Below are 17,255 nucleotides of genomic sequence, written 5' to 3' on the forward strand. Positions count from 1 at the left end.
GAAAGCTTAGGACCTAGCTTGATAGGCTTCGGAAATTTACCTTCTTTGGCCCACTGCCAGATAGTAGTCCTCCCAACTGGGATTAGCTCAAGTACCTGTGGCAGCCTTAAGAAACATGATGCCTCTGCGCCTTTAATTAAATTAATGGGATAGCCCATAATAATTACTCCTTATATACCTGTGACCATTCACAAATTTCTGAGGAGAGGGTACAACGTAAACGAATTTAACGAGCGGAAACGGACTGTAGTTTTTTGGGAAATGTTAAGTTTTTTCGGAAACATAAATTTTCCGATTAACTTTTGGCTAAAAATAAGGGCTTACAAGCTAAAAACTTAATTAGATAAAATTTTATGGGAAATATGAAATTTCCGATTAGCTTTCGGCTGCTTTCTTACAATGTTCGGTTACAAACATCAAGCTGTCTGTAGGGTTATGCTTTTGCGCCTTCCTTAAAACCCTCCGTACACTATCCTCCTTCAGTTCTATTGAGTTCTTACTATTTTCAAAAAACTCATTAGCATTATTAGTTATTCTTCTAGTTGGACGGTCGACAGAACTGCTATTTTTGTTATTTAGGAAGTAATCCGCCCAAAAACAAATCAAATTGTCTTGAGTTGGCGTGGATTTGTTGTCTAGTTGCTCTTGCAATCTTTTAATTTCAGAGTCTTTTTCCTTCAACAACGTATCCTTCTCACTCATTTCTTCCTTTAATTCCTTGTTATCTGCTTCTAATTTACTGTTCGCTTCCTCTAGTTCACCCACACGCTCTTTTGCCGATTTACTAGCCTCCGCTATCTGGTCGTAGTTATCCAGCTTGCATTGCACAAGCTTACTCTGCTCATATTTCTTCTTATGATGCTTTACCAACTCTTCAGGTAAGCTCAGGGGAAATCCCTTATCTATCTCCCTCTCTCCATCTAGCCAATTAATCACATCTATTATTCTAAAAAGCTTATAAACTACCTCATGGGGCTGGAATAAGGCCAATTCAGTGTCACTTCTAAGTTTATTTATGGTTAATGGCGATAAACAAGGATTATACTCGCATCTCATAGGGTCGCGCTTAGAGCCTACTATTTCCCGCTTGTGAAGCTCAAGCTTGTCGGACAAAACAGCGCTGTCAATAATCTCATCAGCTTCTTTTATTAAAGAAGGCTTAAAATCTCTTCCGTTACATTCTTCCACGTCTATCCCAAGCATAAGATATGGCAGCTTCCAAACTAGAACTGTGTCTACATCCAGATATCTATCGATCTTTGAAGGATATTTCTCTTGTAACTCCTTTAACTCTTTATTCTCGTCTGCAGTTGGTTTTCTAAGGCTCATACATTGTCTTCCATGTGTTTTCCGACATACTCACCCCACCAAAGCATCATCTCCTTACGCTCTGGAAGATATTGAGCATGGTTATAACTAGCCCTTATCTTGTTTCTCTCACAGTGCGTTAACTGCCTCTCTATAACGTCTGGCTTAAAGCCATTCTCATTCAATATTGTACTAGCAGTAGCCCTTATCCCATGCGGGGTAGCCTTACCTCGATACCCCTGGTCCCTAAATGCTTTAGATAAAGTATTGTCACTTATCGACTTACTTGTGTCCGTCCTACAAGGAAACAAGAGACCTTCATCTGGTGAAAACTTTCTTATTTTCTCCAGAACAACTACAGTCTGCTCAGATAACGGCACTATGTGCTGCTCTTTCATCTTCATCCTCTCCGCTGGTATGCGCCATTGCCGCTTATCAAAATCAAACTCCTCCCATTTCGCTCCTCGAAGCTCTCCACTTCTCACAAACGTCAGGATCAACAGCTCCAACGCCAGCTTCGTCAAAACGTTTCCTCTAAACTCATGAAATCCCCCTAGAAACTCACAAAACTCCTTCTCTGCAAAATAAGCATAGTGATTTACTTTTGGAGGAATCAAAGCTCCCCTCAGATCAGCCGTTATGTCATGTTCAGCCCTCCCATTTGCTATCGCATAACGAAAAATCTGACCCACGTACTGCAAAGTACGATGAGCCATCTCCAATGCGCCTCGCTCCTCTACTTTGCGTATCGTTGCCAATAAATCCCTGGGCGATATTCTCTTAATTGGAATACTGCCTAGAAACGGCAGTACATTCATCTCTAGCCTTCTGGTAATTTCAAATATTTGCCCTTCAGTTACTGAACTCCTCTTTTTCTCAAGCCATTCCAACGCAATGTTCTTGAAGGTATTCTGAAGGGCTTCACGAGCCTCAAGCTTATCTTTCTTTCTTATCTCTGCCGGATCTTCTCCTGCCTTGATTATCTTTCTTAGCTCGTCCCTTTTATCCCTAGCATCTTTCAATGAAACTTCTGGATAAACCCCTAGCGCCATCCTCTTCTTCTTGCCGGCATGCCTGTAATAAAGCCTCCAAAACCTTCCTCCGTTGGGATAAACCTCAATGCATAACCCCTTCTCATCGGTCAACGCATAGATTTTGTCTCTTCCCTTAGCATTTCTGCACACAGTGTCGGTCAACATCTAACCATCCAAATACAGATCATTGGTACCAATCTTGGTACCAAATGTATCCGGATGCAAGAAGATTTTCACAAACCATTCTAAACAAACATAACCACCAAAACCCAATAAATCCACCACCTCAACCATCAAAGTCAACCTCATAAGGATTTATGATGATGAATAATTGGTGGAGCCGAGGGGAGTCGAACCCCTGGCCTCGACAATGCGAATGTCGCGCTCTCCCAACTGAGCTACGGCCCCTAAAGTATTTGGTCATTCTATCCTTATTAAACCAGGTTTTCCAGCGTGTTTTAGGCATATAGAACACATATAACTACGCAAGAAAAAACACTGGTTCTGCCATTGTAATCAGGTTAGAATTAGGCTTTCACCCCATATAGAGAGTCGCATATGAAGCATGTTTTCAAACAAGACCCGGATGCTTTTGATATCTTAAAGCAAGAGTTGGCCAGGCAGCGCGGACAAATTGAGCTGATCGCTTCTGAAAACTTTACCTCGTTGGCTGTTATGGAAGCCGCCGGGTCGGTTCTTACCAATAAATATGCCGAAGGGTATCCAGCCAAGCGATATTACGGTGGATGTGAAATCGTAGATAAAGCAGAAAATTTAGCTATTGCCCGGGTCACCAGGATGTTTGGCTGTAAGTATGCCAACGTTCAGCCACATTCTGGCGCTCAAGCTAATATGGCAGTTTACTTCTCGCTTCTTAAGCCAGGGGATACGATTTTGGGGATGAGCTTGGCTGCTGGCGGGCATTTGACTCATGGAGCCAGCCCTACATTCTCTGGCAAATGGCTGAACGCAATTGGATACGGCGTTAGTGAGGAAACGGGGCTTATTGACTATGACCAGGTGCGAAGCCTTGCCCAGCAGCATAAACCTAAACTTATCGTTGCAGGAGCGTCTTCATATCCGCGTACGATTGATTTTAAGCGTTTTCGTGAAATTTCCGACGAAGTAGGGGCTTATTTGTTGGCTGATGTAGCCCATTATGCCGGGCTTGTTGTTACCGGACTGTACCCAAATCCATTTCCACATGCCCATGTAGTTACAACCACAACGCACAAGACCCTGCGTGGGCCAAGGGGGGCGGCCATACTCACGGACAGCGAAGAACTGATCGGCAAAATCAACAGCGCAGTGTTTCCTGGAATACAAGGCGGACCGCTTATGCATATCATTTTGGCGAAGGCAATTGCATTTGGCGAAGCGCTTTCCAGCGAGTTTAAGCAATATATGACCAATGTTTTGGAAAATTCGAAGCTTATGGCAAAGCGGCTGATGGATAATGGTATTGGCGTAGTTTCAGGGGGCACAGACAGTCATATGGTTGTGGTAGATTTGCGCGCACTTGGCGTAACCGGCAAACAGGCCGAAATTGCGCTGGAGCAGTGTGGAATTGCTTGCAATAAAAACGGCGTGCCTTTTGATCCTTTGCCGCCGTCCGTTACTTCAGGGTTGCGCTTAGGGACGGCTGCTGGAACGACCAGAGGGTTTCAAGCGAAGGAATTTGATGAGATTGCGCAAATAATATCTAAGGTATTAAAAGCCTTGGCCGCCGGCAATGCCGACAGCGTCTTTGCTGAAGTTAAATCAAGGGTCAGCAAGCTTTGCGAGGCTTTTCCCCTTTATCCGGAATTAAGTTGTTAAGGGCAAAACCTCAATGGACGGCTACCATGCTATTAAGCGCACGTAGAGCGGCCAGGGTTCTGGCGGTTCAAGCAATTTACCAGCTTAATATGACTGAAGATCGAGGTCCTGAGGATGTTTTGCACGAATTCTTGGATTACAGGAAAGATTTTAACGACCTGCCCGCCAAAACCATAGATTGGGATTTTTTTTCATCCCTGTTCCTTGATGCATCGGGGAAGAGGGCCGAAATCGGCGATATGATTGCTGGTTTGCTGAACGAGCGGTGGAGTATGGGGCGGCTGGATTCTGTGCTTAAGGCTATAGCGTTTGTTGGGATAGCAGAAATAAGCCACTTTACGGAAGTGCCAGTGAAAACTTCGCTGGATGAATATGTCGAAGTAACCAAGCTGTTTTTCGACAAGTCAGAAGTGTCATTTGTGAACGGGCTGTTGAATGCAGCGGCTCATATATCCAGGGCAAGCGAACTTTCATAGGCGAAATAATGTGTGGTTTGGCTGGTTTTATATCGAAAACTGATGGCGGCGCTAATGTCTTAGACGGGATGCTAGGCTCGATATCGTGGCGAGGTCCAGACGACAGAGGAACGTGGAGCGACGGTGACGTCTACCTAGGCCATAATCGATTGTCTATCTTGGACCTGTCGGCTTCTGGCAAGCAACCAATGCTATCGGCCAGCGGCAGGTTTGTAATTGCCTATAACGGGGAGGTTTACAATTATAATGAACTGAAATCCCTGTTTCCGGTAAGCTTCCAATGGAGAGGCTCTTCCGATACAGAGGTAATCCTTGAATGTATTGAGCGTTTCGGGATTATCGAAGCGGTTAAACAATTCTCTGGCATATTTGCGTTTGCCGTCTGGGACCGCAAAGAGCATAAGCTGTTTCTGGTACGAGATCACATAGGGGTTAAGCCGCTTTACTATGGATTTACCAAAAGCGCCTTTTTATTCAGCTCACAGATTAGGGCCTTTACCAAATTTCCGGGCTTTGACCGAAAGATTTCTAAACAGGCTATGGGGCTGTTTTTTAGATACAACACCATACCGAGTCCGTACGCCATATATGAAAATACCCATAAGGTGAAGCCAGGCACAATAGTTGAGGTTCAGCAAGGTAAAGTTGTGGCCGAGCATGAGTACTGGTCCATGGCTTATTGTGTAGAGCGCGGGGCTCAAAGTACGTTTACCTGTAAAGCTGAGGCCATGGAATCAGTCGAAAGCTTTATCAAAAACAGCGTCAAGCAACAGCTTGTCGCCGACGTGCCTGTCGGGGCATTTTTGTCGGGCGGGATTGACAGCTCATTGGTTTCTTACTTTGCAAAGGCGTTTAAGCCAGACCTAAAAACATTCAGTATAGGTTTTAAAGAAAAACGATACGACGAGTCTGATTACGCGCGCGCTGTTGCAAATCTTTTACAAACAGACCATATAGAGCGAATCCTTTCGCCCGAAGAAGCTCTTTCAATAATTCCGAATATCCCGGAATTTGGTGACGAGCCGCTTAATGACGCTTCCCAAATTCCGACTTATTTTGTCTCTAAACTAGCGCGCGAGCACGTCACCGTCGTAGTTACTGGCGATGGAGGGGATGAGTTGTTTGCCGGATATTCACGCTATCTGAGGTTTTTAAATATTCGCTCAATTCAAAAATATATCCCTGGGTTCGTGCTTAGGGCTCTATCGACTTTTAACAAATTGCCAAGTGCGTTAAGGGGTATGTGCGGTCAAAAGCTGGCAATGAAGCTTTTCTGTGTGGAAGAGTATTTCAAGCATAAAAGCATAGAGGATCAATACGACCTGATTTCCAATTTCTGGCCAGAAATATGCATGGATGCGCCTTCGTTAATTCGTCCAGAAAAGGCCTTCTTGGCGCAGTCGGATTTGTCCTACATGTGCTATCACGACTGCAAGATATATCTGCCTGATGTTATTTTGACGAAAGTTGATCGCAGCAGTATGTATACCAGCCTGGAATCAAGGGTGCCATTACTGGATCATGGACTTTACGAGCTGTCTTGCCGAATCCCAGACAGCTGGAAACTTAATGGGCTGACAACGAAGTATATTCTTAAGCAAATATTGTACAAACACGTACCACAGGCGATGGTCGACAGACCGAAGATGGGGTTTGGGCTGCCCATTGATATCTGGCTTAGAGGTGAGCTTAAAGACTGGGCCATGTCGCTGCTGGCAGACATAAAAACCGACGGCGTTCTGCCCTTTGATGTAATAGAGCGCAGAATGTCTCAGCACCAAAAAAGCCAAATAAACTGGCAATACGCCCTTTGGGGTGTTCTTGTGTGGCAGCAGTGGAAGAACTACTATTGTGCACGCTATTAGCTTATATGAAAAGGCAAACTAAAGCTTATGATAGCATTTCCGGACATTAGCCGAGTCGCGTTCAGTATCTTCAACATAGACATCTATTGGTACGCGATCGCTTATATAGTTGGGATACTATTGGGTTATTTTTATGCAATCAGGGTGAACTTATCGCTTAAATTGGGTTTTTCAAAACAAGAGATCGAACAGTTTCTGTCGTTTATGATAGCAGGGATTATCATTGGAGGACGACTTGGTCACGTTTGTTTTTTTGAGCCAGAATACTATCTGGACAACCCAATTAAGATTTTAGCAATTCGCGAAGGCGGCATGTCATTTCATGGAGGGCTGATCGGCGTTGTGTCGGCCTGCGCGTTGTTCTGTTACATGAATAAAAAGCAGTTTCTGGCGTTGGCTGATTTGACGGCTGCGTCGGTTCCAATTGGGCTTTTTTTAGGGCGACTAGCGAATTTTATTAACGCAGAGGTAGTTGGTAAAGTAACCACAGTTCCCTGGGGGGTAATTTTCCCTGGCGCAGGGCCCTTACCAAGACATCCCAGCCAAATTTATGAGGCTTTGCTTGAGGGAGCTGCTTTGTTTTTTATACTGTTCTGCGCGATAAAAAGACAGAAGCAGAAGAAATATATAATTGGTACTCTGTCGTCGATATTTTGCATCTGCTATGCGTGTTTCAGGTTTTTGGTTGAGTTCGTCAGAGAGCCAGATGAAGAGCTAAATTTAATGATTGTGACCTGTACAGGACTAAGCATAGGTCAATGGCTGTGCTTGCCTTTGGCAGCATATGGTGTTTACCTATACTTTAGGACATCTAAGAAGGTATAGGCGATGAATTACAACACCCCGGACCCCGTCATTTTTACTCAGCAGCTGATAAGATGCAAAAGTGTCACTCCACACGACGATGGCGTTATAGATGTGGCCGACGGTTTTTTAAGCAGCCTAGGTTTCAAGACGCATGTGATTGAAAGCGGCCCGGCCGACTGGCATATAAAAAACCTTTACGCTGAATTTGGACGCGGGTCGCCGCACCTGACGGTAGTCGGTCATTTGGATGTAGTGCCTGCAGGCGACCTGTCGCAGTGGAAGCATGATCCATTTGCCGCCGATATAGAAAACGACGTCTTGATCGGCAGAGGCAGCGTAGATATGAAGTCTGGTTTCGCCTGCGCCGCAGTTGCGGCCAAGCATTTAGTCGATAATGGGTTTAAAGGAACGCTGTCGTTCCTTGTTACTGGGGATGAAGAGTATGGAACCGAGCATGGTACGCGTGCCGTTCTTAAATGGTGCCGTGACCAAGGTATAAAATTCGACGCTTGTTTAGTCGCAGAGCCAACCGGAAACGGCTACATAGGTCAAGCCTTTTGTGTAGGGCACAGGGGCAGCTTTACCGTTGATCTGCTTTCTTATGGGATTCAGGGGCATGTGGCCCATCCGGAAAAAGCGCTAAATCCCATAACTCCGCTTGTGGAGTATCTGAATTTTCTTAAAAGCAAAACCTGGGACTCTGGTGTTGGAAAATTCCCGCCAACGAATCTGGAAATAACTTCAATAGACGTAGATAATCCTGTATCAAACATTATTCCACCTTACGCCAAAGCTACATTTAACATTAGGTATAATACGCTGCATACTGCAGAGTCTTTGCTAAATGACTTAGAAGTCGCTAGGGATAAATTTTTTGAATCTTCCGAAAATTTATCCATCACGATTCAGTACAATTCTGACCCATTTATTTGTGATGATGAAAAGCTTATACAGCAGATGAAATCTTCAGTAATTGAGATTTTGGGAACTGAACCAGAAATGTCTGCCGGTGGCGGGACCACTGACGGCCGATTTGTGTCCGAATACTGCCCGGTTGTTGAGTTCGGCGTACCTGGAGACGAAGTGCACAAAGCCAACGAATCCGTTGCAACAGATGATATTATCAAGCTGACCGAAGTGTATAAAAAGTTCTATGCGAAGTTTTTCGCAATAGATAAGTAGTAACAGCCTTAAAAAAATCGACAAAATTAACAAGTTTGAAACTTGTTAAATGTAAGGTCTGACTAAGTACATGCTTGCCAAGCATTTTGCTATGGAAGGACAGAATACAAACAAACCAATAAGGGCAGTTTCTTTAAAAACAAAGCTGCTAAGCACCAACATCGCAGGTGAGAACATCCAAAACTTCTTAACGAATATAACGGTCTAGCAGGAGAGACGTCACATGCCTCAACATGAGATGCAGGTTGGGCTTACAGATGAATCCCATATTGCCAAATATCTGCATCAAATCAATCAGTTTCCCATCCTCGATAAAGATGAAGAATTTACGCTGATTAATCAGTGGCTGAATGACGGAAATAAGGACTCTCTTGGTAAGTTGGTTAAAAGCCATATGCGTCTGGTGGCGAAGATAGCTAAAGGATACAGGGGATATGGCCTGCCTTTGGATGAGCTTATTGCCGAAGGGCATGTCGGCATTATGCAGGCGCTTAAGCACTTTCAGCCAAGCAAAGGCTTTCGGTTCGCGACTTACGCTATACATTGGATAAAAGCAGCGTTGCTGAACTATGTCTTTAAAGCAAGCTCTGCCTTTAAGATAAAAGCCAATGCTGAACACAGGAAGGTCTTTTTCAAACTAAAAAGCCTTAAAAATACGTTGGGGCTTAATATGCAGGATCAGCTGACCCCCGAGAACGTCACTCAGCTAGCCCAAACCCTTAAAGTAAATGAAGAGGTGATAAAAACCATAGAAGAAAGCTCAAAAAACAGCACGGTCTCAATATATTCTAAGAAAAATGAGGACGATGATGAGTTAATCGATTGGGTCAATATAGACGACAACAATCTTGAGCTTTCTGTAATAGAAAAAGATGAGCTGGACTACAGAAAAAACCTTCTGACCGATTCTTTAAAAATCCTCAACAAAACGGAATACGAAGTGCTGGTTAAACGCAGGTTTTCTGATAATCCTCCTAAGCTAGAAGACCTAGCTGCGCAGATGTCTTTTTCTCGTGAACGCGTGCGGCAAATAGAACATCAAGCATTTGATAAAATCAAAAAATACATGCTGAAGCTTTCAAAAATGAACAGAAAAGCCCCAACCAATGTCAGCGTTGAAGAGCTGCAAAGAATTGGCGTATTGCTGATGCTTCCGAAATCCTTATCTGAGTTTTTGGCCAGATTCTAAATCCAATCAGACCTAATAACGCCTTTGCCAGCTGACGCCAACCTCCCCCAGCGAATTGGCTTCGCCGGATAACTTTGGCGACAGCGATACTTTGACCTTCATATAGGCGACTTTATGTACAGTATCACTTTCAGCGCTGACATAAATATTATTTCCAATATACCGCCCAAGGCTGATGTTACCAGTATTTGGGCTGTTATACTGCGACAGATCCTGGGCGTTGTCATTCATCGATTGAACAGAGGCGAATGTTTTATTGGATTGCTTTTTTATAACGTCAACTACGCCGTCAACTTGCAGGGCCTCAAGCAAAGTCAGATCATGCTGCGATTTGCCAAAAAGCAGCTGAGAAAAAATTGCTTCAAGTGGCATAGTGGGCTCAGACTTCAGCGAGAAGGCAATCTCCCCAGACTGTTGCTTGATATTGGCGGTTACTTTGGCAATGCCGATATCCTTGTTGGCATACATGTTTACCACTGGCACAAATGGAGCCTTTTGGCTGTAAGTAATTGTTCCGTTAATAATCGGAATCGTTCTGCCAAGAAATAAAAAAGCCCCTTTTTCCAGTTTTAAAGTCCCTTCTAAAGCCGAGTCTTCGTTCATTTTACCCACTAGGCGCACGTTGCCTTTCCATGATGAGTCAAGCATCTTGCCCTTTAACTTCAACTGTTTGCAGTCAAGATGCACATTGCTTTTGAAAGGCAATCGAACCTGCATTTTTTTTTGTATAAACACGTCTATTTGTCGGCCGGCCTCCAAAATCTTAATATCGCCCTTGTCATCGCTGTAATTAGTGTCTATATCGACAAAAACATAGGGCATATCAAGGCTTCCAGAAAACATCAGGTCATGAATCGGCCCCTTAAGAAATGAATCTCCATCTACGCTTACAATCAAATCGTCTTCATCAATCAGCTTAAAATTTTGAAACGTGACCTTAATATCGCCTAACAGCACAGGAACCGAATCTCGGTTTGCCAGCCCGACTGTACCATAAGCAGTTGCCGTACCAACATCGGCGTCATTTGCTGCCCCCTGGCACAGCAAAGAGCCTGATTTGTTTGACTCAATACGCAGGTTAAGGTTTCTTATGTACGTGCCTGATGATATTTGCTCAAACCCCGCATTTGCGAGTGTAATGTATCCGGCAACAACTGGCTTTTGCAGGGTTCCGGATAGTTTAAAAAAGGACTTTAGGTCACCCCAGCAAACCATCTCATCGGACAAAATCGCCCCAATGGACTTGCTCAAGCGTGATTCTAAGCGACAATCAATTTCAAATGGAGCGCAGTCAATTAATGTGAAGGCAAGAGGAAAAACGGTCAGGTTGCAACCAAGGTTGATCTGGCACCGGCCACGAGTGCCAACCAACTTAGGCACTTCGATTAGGGATGACAATTTGCCTTCGCTATATTTTCCTTCACAAAAAAGCCTTACTTTATGGCTGTCAGCGCGTTTAGCAAGATCGGTAACGGCAATCTTCCAAGAAACTGCGGGATTTGTCGTTTTACCTTTGCAAGTTAACTCAGCAAAAACACTACCATAGCTGTACAATCCAATATCAAAAATCTTAAGAATAGAGACCGGAAAATCTGCCAGATTACAGCGGATATCTATGCTGTCCTGATGCTTATCCAGCATAAAGCACGCCACGCCATTGTCATTCGCGACAATATGCGGCACGAGGATTTTTAACTGATCTTTGGTAAATACTAAACAGGCCTTATCCTTGAGTTTTAGCAGTCTGTTATCATCCAGAGCCGTGAATTTATCGACAGAGGCTTGTATTCCTTCATCTAACACAGAAAGGCTTCCAGAAGCGGACAGAATGGACTTATCGGATTTACCCATCAAGCAAATAATTTCATACCTGAAATCTGAAGCTGCGGATTTTTGCGCTTTAATTGAAAGTCTTTTGTAGGCTACGCCGCCAATATCGCCACGCTTGGCGCTGACTTTTATCACACCAGGTAACAAGTCATGCCAATCTTTTATCTGTATATCTGTGTCGTACGCTGAGAAAGTGTTTAGCGAAATTTTATTGGCATGGACGAGTACGTCAAAAGATGAATTGTGGCCAACTATATCGAACGAAACTTGTCCTGAGATATTGCTTAGTCCCGCGATTTGAGCCAATTTACCAAGATCTTTTATGCTTCCTGTTATTTTTCCTGACACTGCTTTATTGCAAATCGTCAGGCGAGTTTTGTTATGAGCATCAAGTTCTGACGAGGCTATTTTTAGCGACAGTATGCTTATTGAATCGTCATTATAAGTTCCGTCTAAAATTAAGTGCGTTATGTTGTCATCTGCTTTCAGCGCAAAGGAAAACGCGCTTTGACTGAACTTTAAGCTGCCTGTAAGCGGCGATATGTCCCATAACTCGTTCGGACAGCACAGCGAGAAGGAGCCAGTTAATTCGCTCTTAGGCATATAACAGAACTCGCCGTTTACCAGGAAACAACCATCCTGATCTTTTGACTTTAAGACAATTGATTTTTGATCGTCAGCATCAATGACCTCAACATGCAATTCCGGAACACGCTTGTTTGTGTCCGCAGGTTTGAATTTCCATTTGGTTTTTTCGCCGTTATTATCGAATTCTATTTTGGATCCTTTGAACAGCTTAAGTACAGGCAAGGCCCACTGCAGTTTGATTTTCTCCAGCAAAACCTTAAGGAACGGCTCAGATATGGATTTTATGGCGACCTCGCCAGACAGATGATTGCCATATTTCCCATCAACCGCAAATGAACATCTGGCAATCAGCAGGTCATTGGCTGTGTATTTAAGCTCATCTTGTGTTTGCTCTATAATCAGGTCAGATTTTATTGGCCCTAGTGGAAGTTGTTCAAAAACAAAGTTTTCGGCCGAAAAATCAGCTGAGCACTTCAACAGACCTTCCATGCTTAAAGTTCCAGATAACTTCAAAGTGTCTGCACTAAATTCATTGCAGCTTAGCTTTTGGCCAGTTATCTCGAACCTTAAAGACTCGTCATGTTCGCCGCCGGTCAACACGCCATTGATACCAAATAACTTTACTGCGCAACCTGAGTTAAATTCTGCCTCGCCCCCACTTACCTTAATGATTTTGTTGCCGTGATCGATGGTTACCAATACATCCTCGAACGATGCCGCCAAGTGTCCATACCTTGGTATAGCTTGACTATAATGTGCTCTGTGGATCGACAAGGTATGTCTGCTTAATCCAAAAATTTTAAAATCAATACGTTGCGCTTCAAACGTAATTCCATCGTTTTTTAAGCAAACCCCTTCAATCACATAGCCCTTAAGCAAATACCCGTGTCCTTTTTCAATCTCTACAGAAGATTTTGGGTTGTGAAAATACATTACAGCTTTGACCATATACTTGATTCCAGCATTGGACCGCAGCGCCAGCTCTAAACCGCCAAGCAGCAGTAGCAAACTTATGACGACCCAACAGACATATTTCACAATTTTTTTCATCAAAACGCCTGTCCTAAACTGATTAGAAACTGCATCGCAGAGTCTATGCCCTTTCTTTTTTGGCACGGAAAGGCAAAATCCGCGCGTACAGGACCAATGCTGGTATAATACCTGAAGCCAACGCCCCATCCCTTATAAAATTTGTTACCTCCAACTGGCCATAAGCTTTGAGCCACCTTTGCGCCTTCCAGAAACGATACTAGGCCTATATTACTGGTTATTTTCACCCTGAGCTCTGCGCCAAGCTCAAACGTTGAGCGTCCGCCCATAGGCTCAGTAGATTTGTCTATGATAGGGCCGGCCATTTGATCGGAGTATCCTCGTACAGAATTCATGCCACCAGCATACAGACGTTTATCCAACGGAAGCTTGGTAAAAGCCAACCCTGAGACTTGTTTAAGGGCTGTCCAGGCGGCCACTATGAATCTTTTTGTTGTGTCAATCGATTGGGCGACTGAGGCCCTGCCTTCCAGGTAATTCAGGCCATGGAACCCAGATGTTTTATCTTTCGCATAATTAACTTTGCCGTACTGGGGCAAATCTACAACGCTGATATTAAACCCGCTTGAGGGATTAAGCGGGTGATCATAGGAATTGTAAATAAAATAAATTGGAATTCCAGGCATGGCGTAGGTTACGTCCTTCGCCAAAGCATAATCCACATTAGACGTACCGAAATCGTGCGTCCGAGCAAATTCAATCGACAATCCGGCTCGTACGTTGATTTTGCTTTCTATTGGTATTTCATACAGGCCTTCTGCCAAAACGCCTTGTTTAAGATAAACATAGGTTGGCTCTCTGGCCCACTTTAAGTGATATATTGCGGCATTATCGGTTTTCAGCACATCCGGCTGCATTAATTCTGTATCTAATGATGATTCAAAATTACGCCCTTTCTTGCTGTCAAAAATTGAGGCTGGCGTTATTTTAAGGCTGGTGCGAAAACGCTCTCCCCCGCCAAACATGTTAAAATGCGTCCATGATGCTTTCGCTACGACAGATTTAATGCCGCCGTCCAGTTTGTTCAGTCTAAATCCACTGCTGGTTCTTCGTTGCATAGACGTGGTTGAAAGCCCTCCACCCAACTCTAACACGCGCTGTTTATCGTTGATCAGGTTAACTGTGACGGGGGCATATTTGCCAGATTTATCAGTATGGCCCTGGATATCGACATATGAAAACATCTGCGTGTTAAGCAGTTTTTTGGTTGTTTTTTCTATTTTGCTTACATCATAAGGCTCACCTGGTTTCCATGCGATGCGATTTTCTATAAACTGGCGATTAAGGTGATTAGATACCTTAATATGCGTCTCGCCAAACAGCAAGAATTGCCCGGGAATGACGCTAAATTCCAAAGTTACAGTTCTGCTTTTGCGGTTTATCCTTTCAATCTTTTCTGTAACCTGGGCCAAAGGATATCCCTGCTGACCATACGTTTTTTCGATTATATAAGCGGCAGCTTCTGTGTTCGTGTACGAGGCTGGTTTGCCAAGCAACGGCTTTAGCGGGCCAAAAACCCTGACGCCAGTTTTATCTGACAGGCAATTCACTTTAACATCGGCGATTTTGAACACCGGCCCAAAATCCGGTATCATGGTAACCAGAGCATGGTTTTGCTGATCTGCAGATATCGTATAGCTGACATTATCGGCAAAGTGCCCGTAGGCCCGAATCCTTAGTTTTAATAATTTAACATCCTGTTTAGCCCGGCTGTTAAGCAACTTTAGGCTTCTCACAGGCTGCGTTGAATACATAAACAGCTTGGAATCGTGCTTAAACAGTCCCCAAAAATCTTCTGGCAAAAGCTTATTATCTTTGACTTTTTTTATTACTACTTTGTAGTGAAAAATATGCTTTTCCTCTGCAGCAAGGGCCGGATCTGCACGGCAAATGTTGATCAGTGCTGAACACACCAAAAAAGCAGGCAATGGTTTTAAGATACTGTACCTAATCGCCAGTCCAGTCGTCTTTAAGCTTTGCAAAAGTTCCCGAACGTATCGCATCACGTATCAATGACATTAGGTTATTTATAAATGTGACATTATGCACAGTAATGGCCTGCAAAGCTAGCATTTCGTTCGCTTTTATTAGGTGGTGTAAATAGGCTCTGGAGAAGTGCCGGCATGTGTAACAACTGCATCCTGTTTGGATGGGATTGTCGTCAATTTCGTAAATCGACCTTTTCAAATTGATATGCTCGCGGTTTTTGCTGTCGCGGTGCAGCGGCGAAACAAGCGCGCCTCCATGCCTGGCTATACGGGTTGGGCTTACGCAGTCGAACGTATCTATGCCAGACTCTACATTCTGAAATATGTCGCTGATACCGCCTATGCCAAGAAGATGTACCGGGCGCGTTCTGTCAATTTTCCCCACGCAGTCACCCACAATACCGTACATCTGTTGCTTGGTTGACCCCAGCGTTCCGCCAATGGCAATACCAAAAAATGGCTGTTCGTTGACGAAATCCGCACTTTGCTGTCTGAACTCTGGATATACTCCACCTTGCACTATGCCATAGATCGACTGAGTACCGTCGTTGTGTTTCATAAATTCGTCTAGAGAGCGCTTTTCCCATCTGTGGCTGCGCTGCATTGATTGCTGAGTATATTCTTGATCGGCGTGATATGGCGTGCATTCATCCAAGGTCAGCATGAAATCCACCCCCAATTTCCTTTGTATATCGACCGATTTTTCGGGGGTAAGTTCTTGCTGACTGCCGTCAACATAGGACTTAAACAGCACTCCGCCTTCGGCAATAGCGATCACCGATGGAGCTCTACCTGCTGACCTTCTTCCCTTTATCTCGTCTGACACAGAGCCGTGCCCCAGGCTGAATATCTGAAATCCGCCGGAATCGCTAAGTAGTGGACCGTTCCAGCCCATGAATTTATGCAGCCCCCCAGCTTTTTGTATGATTTCTGCCCCTGGCTGAAGCATAAGGTGATAAGTGTTTGAAAGTATGATCTGCGTACCGGCGCTAAGCAGCTGATCTGGAAACAATCCCTTAACCGAGGCCTTGGTTCCACAAAAGATAAAGGCCGGAGTTTCAATGCAACCATGCGGACACTTTATTAAGCCTGTACGAGCGTTACCATCCTGGCAGGTAACCGAGAAGTCGAAGTCTGGGTACAAACTTTTCATTTACTTGCTTTCTGGCACGAATTTTTTGGCCAAACACACTACCGGAGAGCTGCACCACAAAATCAGCACGGACAAAACATAATTGCTTAAAACATAAGTCTTAAACAGCGTGCCCCAGCCTATAGGCAAAGCATAAAATACTTTCCACGCCAGTGTTGCATACACAACGCCATCGATAAATGTGGACATGGTAAGCGATATAAAAGAGCGAACCCACATGAACCGAGCTGACGTTATACGCTTTACCGCCGCATATATGGCAACGTTGGTATACTGCGCAATGACAAAGGCCAGCACACTTGCCACAAACAAATATGGAACAGGCGTAAATACTTGTTTAAGCTCAATGCACATATCCAGCACGCCAGAAGGCACGTTCTGCCCAACTGGATAGCAGTTTGTCGTAAGCATTAGAAACGAGAACATGCCATAGCCGACTAAGCTTACCAAGACGCCGCGCCTGGCCGCAACCGGACCGTAGTATTCGGTCATTAGGTTACTGGCGATAAATATCGTCGAGAATGTTATTGTTCCAAGCACCATGGGGTCCGCCATAAGCAAATAGTTTACAACCCTCAGATTTTGAATATTGGCGACGATTGATATAACGGTTATATAGACGTAAAGTCCATAAATCCCAAAATATCTCAACAGCATCAGCATAAAAGCTACGCAAGAGGTGAGCTCTATCAAAGCCGTAGTTTCTGTGTTGAGGATTGCGAAAACGCCTTCAAGCATATATCGTTACACCAATTACGTTTCCCAGCCTAACTCTGGGATAAGTCGTATGATATTACGAATCGTTGCGTTATGCTAATAGACAGCCATTGCCACATCGCCTCTTGCGAGTTTAGTAGTGATTTGCCTGATATAATTGGTCGCGCGAAGTCAAGCGAGATTACAACCATGTTGTCTGTTTGCACAAAGATATCTGATTATCCACAAATGCTGGATATTTCAAAAGAAT

General features: G+C 44.1%; 14 protein-coding genes and 1 tRNA gene. 7 read left to right on the forward strand and 8 right to left on the reverse strand.

All coding sequences use genetic code 11. The annotated features are described in order from the left end of the window. The 4 genes from LBL30_01045 to LBL30_01060 form a co-directional block, all read right to left on the reverse strand. Positions 1–158: AlpA family phage regulatory protein (locus LBL30_01045; GenBank protein MDR1031695.1), on the reverse strand; the 158-nt coding region annotated here is incomplete at its 3' end. A gap of 217 nt (positions 159–375) precedes the next feature. Then, a complete protein-coding gene (locus LBL30_01050) occupies positions 376–1,329 on the reverse strand; it encodes a hypothetical protein (GenBank protein ID MDR1031696.1) in 954 nt (317 codons plus the stop codon). Then, positions 1,326–2,507: a tyrosine-type recombinase/integrase gene (locus tag LBL30_01055; protein ID MDR1031697.1), complete on the reverse strand. Its 1,182-nt coding sequence runs from the start codon at positions 2,505–2,507 to the stop codon at positions 1,326–1,328. Before LBL30_01055 ends, LBL30_01050 begins: the two co-directional genes overlap by 4 nt. A 167-nt stretch (positions 2,508–2,674) precedes the next feature. Beyond that, a tRNA-Ala gene (locus tag LBL30_01060) sits at positions 2,675–2,750 on the reverse strand. A gap of 150 nt (positions 2,751–2,900) precedes the next feature. Here LBL30_01060 and LBL30_01065 point away from each other — a divergent pair. The 6 genes from LBL30_01065 (at position 2,901) to LBL30_01090 (ending at position 9,679) form a co-directional block, all read left to right on the forward strand. Continuing rightward, positions 2,901–4,160 carry a serine hydroxymethyltransferase gene (locus LBL30_01065; GenBank protein MDR1031698.1) on the forward strand — a complete coding sequence of 420 codons (1,260 nt, stop codon included), beginning with the start codon at positions 2,901–2,903 and terminating at the stop codon, positions 4,158–4,160. Between the two features lie 26 nt (positions 4,161–4,186). Then, entirely contained in the window at positions 4,187–4,636 is a 450-nt protein-coding gene (nusB, locus tag LBL30_01070; GenBank protein MDR1031699.1) for a transcription antitermination factor NusB, read from the forward strand. An 8-nt stretch (positions 4,637–4,644) separates the two neighbouring features. Beyond that, positions 4,645–6,501 carry an asparagine synthase (glutamine-hydrolyzing) gene (gene asnB / locus LBL30_01075; protein ID MDR1031700.1) on the forward strand — a complete coding sequence of 619 codons (1,857 nt, stop codon included), beginning with the start codon at positions 4,645–4,647 and terminating at the stop codon, positions 6,499–6,501. 27 nt (positions 6,502–6,528) lie between these two features. Beyond that, the gene (lgt, locus tag LBL30_01080; protein ID MDR1031701.1) at positions 6,529–7,326 is read left to right on the forward strand and encodes a prolipoprotein diacylglyceryl transferase; all 798 of its coding nucleotides are present in this window, start codon (positions 6,529–6,531) and stop codon (positions 7,324–7,326) included. Between the two features lie 3 nt (positions 7,327–7,329). Then, positions 7,330–8,490 carry a succinyl-diaminopimelate desuccinylase gene (gene dapE / locus LBL30_01085; protein MDR1031702.1) on the forward strand — a complete coding sequence of 387 codons (1,161 nt, stop codon included), beginning with the start codon at positions 7,330–7,332 and terminating at the stop codon, positions 8,488–8,490. A gap of 223 nt (positions 8,491–8,713) precedes the next feature. Further along, positions 8,714–9,679 (forward strand): RNA polymerase factor sigma-32, encoded by a 966-nt coding sequence (locus LBL30_01090; protein MDR1031703.1) that lies wholly within the window; start codon positions 8,714–8,716, stop codon positions 9,677–9,679. A 12-nt stretch (positions 9,680–9,691) separates the two neighbouring features. Here LBL30_01090 and LBL30_01095 read toward each other — a convergent pair whose 3' ends face one another. From LBL30_01095 to LBL30_01110, 4 genes are read right to left on the reverse strand one after another with little or no spacing between them, the layout of a single operon-like run. After that, a complete protein-coding gene (locus tag LBL30_01095; GenBank protein MDR1031704.1) occupies positions 9,692–13,147 on the reverse strand; it encodes a translocation/assembly module TamB in 3,456 nt (1,151 codons plus the stop codon). Beyond that, the gene (locus LBL30_01100; protein ID MDR1031705.1) at positions 13,147–15,129 is read right to left on the reverse strand and encodes a BamA/TamA family outer membrane protein; all 1,983 of its coding nucleotides are present in this window, start codon (positions 15,127–15,129) and stop codon (positions 13,147–13,149) included. The genes LBL30_01095 and LBL30_01100 overlap by 1 nt, the downstream gene beginning before the upstream one ends. Continuing rightward, positions 15,095–16,288, reverse strand: coding sequence for a tRNA guanosine(34) transglycosylase Tgt (gene tgt / locus LBL30_01105; protein MDR1031706.1), 1,194 nt, complete (start codon positions 16,286–16,288; stop codon positions 15,095–15,097). The genes LBL30_01100 and tgt overlap by 35 nt, the downstream gene beginning before the upstream one ends. After that, complete coding sequence (locus tag LBL30_01110) at positions 16,289–17,026, reverse strand: queuosine precursor transporter (protein MDR1031707.1); 738 nt, start codon at positions 17,024–17,026, stop codon at positions 16,289–16,291. Between the two features lie 72 nt (positions 17,027–17,098). On the opposite strand from LBL30_01110, the gene LBL30_01115 reads away from it, so the two are divergent. Next, positions 17,099–17,255: TatD family hydrolase (locus tag LBL30_01115; GenBank protein MDR1031708.1), on the forward strand; the 157-nt coding region annotated here is incomplete at its 3' end.

Source organism: Holosporales bacterium (assembly GCA_031263535.1).
Taxonomy (GTDB): Bacteria; Pseudomonadota; Alphaproteobacteria; order UBA3830; family JAIRWN01; genus JAIRWN01.